This window comes from Kitasatospora sp. NPDC093558, from assembly GCF_040683475.1.
Lineage (GTDB): Bacteria > Actinomycetota > Actinomycetes > Streptomycetales > Streptomycetaceae > Kitasatospora.
In genome coordinates this window covers 1-3,475 of sequence record NZ_JBFBDY010000640.1, presented here as the reverse complement: position 1 = coordinate 3,475, position 3,475 = coordinate 1, and the positions used below count along the sequence as shown (strand labels likewise).

Here is a 3,475-nt window from a genome sequence, read left to right as displayed (position 1 = left end):
GTGAGGCCGAGTGTGCGGCGGCGCTGGGCGGTGCGCAGCTGGGCGGCGAGGTAGAGGGCGGGGGCGAGGATGGCCAGGGCCCAGGCGTAGGCGATGTCGCCGTCGCCGAGGAAGTGGGTGTCGAGGGTGGCGATGAGGCCGTCGTGGCGGTTGTTGACGGTGCCGAGGTCGCCGAGGACGTAGTCCTGCAGGCCGCTCCAGGCGAGCATGCCGGCGAGGGTGACGACGAAGGCGGGTACGCCGATGCGGGCGAAGAAGAAGCCGTGCAGGGCGCCGATGGCGCAGGCGGTGGCGAGGGCGATGAGGACGGCGAGCCATTCGCCGAGGCCTTCGCGCACGGCGAGGACGGAGGCGATGGCGGCGCAGACGCCGGCGACGGAGCCCAGCGAGAGGTCGATCTCGCCGAGGAGGAGGACGAAGACGACGCCGACCGCGATGAGGCCGGGTCCGGCGATGTACTTGGTGATGTTGGTGAGGTTGTCGGCCTGGAGGAAGTGGCCGGTGGTGGTCTGGAAGATGACGGCGATGAGGATGAGGCCGAGGACGACGGGGGTGGAGCCGAGTTCGCCGCTGGTGAGGCGGCGGCGGGCTTCGTCGAGGTAGCCGCTGAGGCCGGTGGAGCGCACCAGCAGGCGCGGGTCCGTGGCGGGGGTCTTCGGCGCGCCGGTATCGGCGCCGGTGTCGGTGGTGGGGGTGCTCATGCGGCGTCCTCCTGCGAGGCTCGGCGGGCCTGGCGGCGGGTGACGGCGTTGTCGCTGGCGCCGGTGATGGCGGAGACGATCTGTTCCTGGGTGGTGTCGGCGACGGTGAAGACGCCGTTGTTGCGGCCCAGGCGCAGGACGGCGACGGTGTCGGCGACGGCGCGCACGTCGGCCATGTTGTGGCTGATGAGGATGACGCCCAGGCCCCGTTCGCGCAGGCGCTCGACGAGGTCGAGGACCTGGGCGGTCTGTTCGACGCCGAGGGCGGCGGTGGGTTCGTCGAGGATGACGACGGCGGGCTCGCCGACCAGGGCGCGGGCGATGGCGACGACCTGGCGCTGGCCGCCGGAGAGGGCGGCGACGGGGATGCGCACGTCGGGGATGCGGATGGACAGGGTGTCCAGGAGCTCGCGGGCGTGCTGTTCCATGGCGACCTCGTCGAGCAGGCCGGTGCGGAGCTTCTCGCGGCCGAGGAAGAGGTTGGCGACGACGTCGAGGTTGTCGCACAGGGCGAGGTCCTGGTAGACGGTGGCGATGCCGAGGGCCTGGGCGTCCTGGGGGCGGGTCAGGCGCACCGCGTCGCCGCGCCAGGTGATGGTGCCCTCGTCGACGGGGTGGACCCCGGCGATGGTCTTGACGAGGGTGGACTTGCCGGCGCCGTTGTCGCCGACGAGGGCGAGGACCTCGCCGGCGTGGACGTCGAGGTCGACGTCGGTGAGGGCCTGGACGGCTCCGAAGCGCTTGGAGACCGCGCGCAGTTGGAGGACGGGTGCGCCTGTCACGTGAACCTTCTCGTGTGGTGGGGTGCTTGAGGCGGGACGCAGGCCTTGGCGGGCCTGGTGCGGGGCGCTCGTGTTACTGGAGGCCGGCGGCGGTGCAGGCGGCGGCGTAGTCGGCGGTGCAGATGTCGGAGACCTTGTAGAGGCCGTCGGCGACGACGGTGTCCTTGATGTTGGCCTTGGTGACGACCTTGGCGTCCAGGAGCTTGGCGGGCACGGCCTTGTCGGTGGCGCTGTCGACGCTGGCGGTGGCGAGGGACTTGACGTCCTTGCCCTTCAGGAGGTCGACGGCCAGTTCGGCGGCGGAGTCGGCGAGGGGGCGGTAGGCCTTGTAGATGGTGTAGGCCTGGTCGCCGGTGACGATGCGCTGGATGGCGTCGAGGCCGGCGTCCTGGCCGCCGACGGGGACCTTGATGCCGGCGCCCTGGAGCTGGGTGATGATGGCGCCGGCCATGCCGTCGTTGGCGGAGTAGACGGCCTGGAAGCCGCCCTTGCCGAGCTGGGAGACGGCGGCGCCGATCTTCTGGGAGGCGACGGTGGGCTTCCACTCGCCGGACTGCTCGTAGACGACCTTCTTGACCTTGGCGTCCAGGACCTTGTGCGCGCCGGCCTTGAACTGGGCGGCGTTGGGGTCGGCCTCGTCGCCGTTGATCATGACGATGTTCGCGTCGGAGGCCTGCGGGCCGACGGCGTCCAGCAGGGCCTGGCCCTGGAGTTCGCCGACCTTCTCGTTGTCGAAGGAGACGTAGGCGGCGACCGGGCCGGTGGCCAGGCGGTCGTAGGCGACGACCTTGACGCCCTTGGCGGCGGCCTCCTGCACCCAGCCCTGGGTGGACTTGGCGTCGTAGGCGTCGAGCACGATCACCTTCACGCCCTGGGCTATCAGGGTGTCGAACTGCTGCTTCTGCTTGGCGGCGCTGCCTTCGGCGTTGTTGTAGAGCACCTTGCAGTCCGGGCACAGGGACTTGACCTTGGCCTCGATGAAGGGGCGGTCGAAGGACTCGTAGCGCGTGGAGGAGGCGTTCTCGGGCAGCAGCAGGCCGATGGAGGTGCTGTCGCCGGAGGCGGCGGAGTCCTTCTTGTCGCCGCCGGCCTTGCCGCACGCGGCCATGGACAGGGCCATCGCGACGGCGGTGGTGGCGATGAGGGCGCGACGCGTCATTGCGTTCATGGGTGGGGTGCCTCTCGTGGACGTCGCCGCGGCGCAGCGGCGGAGTAGGGGGGAGTTAAACCTGCCCACGAGCATGACGTCAATAAGTAAATCCAGGATGCCCGAAATCCGCCCCCACTCGTTATCTTCGTGAACGCTTACCGGTGACCGAAACCTGGAGGAAACTCCAAGGGGCAGGTCAGGGGGCGGGGCGCGGCGGCGGGGTTCAAGAACTGATCGATCTGACGAAGTGTCAGGTAACGGTCAGGACGTCCCAGGTCACAGGGCGGCGCGAGCCGGGGACGGGCGGCGCGAGCCGGGGGGCGGGCGGCGGGGCGGCGGGGGGCGGGCGGCCGTCGGCAGGGTGCCGGCGGCGCACGCAAAAAAGGGGGGGTGCCCGCTGTCCCCCCCTGACAGCGGGCACCCCGGCCCGGTGGGGGGTGTGGGGGTTGTGGGGGTTGTGGGGGTTGTGGTGTGAGGGGCGGTCGAGGTGATCACGGGCGGTGCGGGAACCCGAACGTGATCGGGCCGAGGTCGTACCAGACGCCGTTCCGGGCGGCGATGTCGTAGACGCAGTCGGCGCCGCCCGAGCCTCGGCACAGGTGGGCGTGGGCGCCGCCGCTCTGGTTGTTGAGGATCCAGTGGTTGCCGTACTGGCCGCTGAGGTTGTGGGCGCCGTAGCTCCAGAACACGTCGCTGGGGGCGGAGGCGGGATTCTGGTTCTGCGGGTAGATGCAGACGGCGCCCGACGGGCAGCCGGCCCAGGAGCCGTCGGCGGCGCCGGCGCTGGGGGCGCTCAGGGTGGTCAGGGCGGCGCCCGCCAGGGCGAGTGCGGCGGCGGCGTG

At 71.2% G+C, this 3,475-nt stretch carries 3 protein-coding genes and 1 pseudogene; all 4 read right to left on the bottom strand.

What is annotated here, in order from left to right; all coding sequences use genetic code 11:
- Window positions 1–701 (bottom strand): annotated as a pseudogene (locus AB0O00_RS32965) (sugar ABC transporter permease); the annotation flags it as partial.
- Window positions 698–1,483 (bottom strand): ATP-binding cassette domain-containing protein, encoded by a 786-nt coding sequence (locus AB0O00_RS32960; protein ID WP_363658080.1) that lies wholly within the window; start codon window positions 1,481–1,483, stop codon window positions 698–700. The pseudogene AB0O00_RS32965 and the gene AB0O00_RS32960, both read right to left, overlap by 4 nt.
- A gap of 73 nt (window positions 1,484–1,556) precedes the next feature.
- Window positions 1,557–2,651 (bottom strand): substrate-binding domain-containing protein, encoded by a 1,095-nt coding sequence (locus AB0O00_RS32955; protein WP_363658078.1) that lies wholly within the window; start codon window positions 2,649–2,651, stop codon window positions 1,557–1,559.
- A gap of 473 nt (window positions 2,652–3,124) precedes the next feature.
- A partial coding sequence (locus AB0O00_RS32950; RefSeq protein WP_363658076.1) for a hypothetical protein occupies window positions 3,125–3,475 on the bottom strand: 351 nt, incomplete at its 5' end.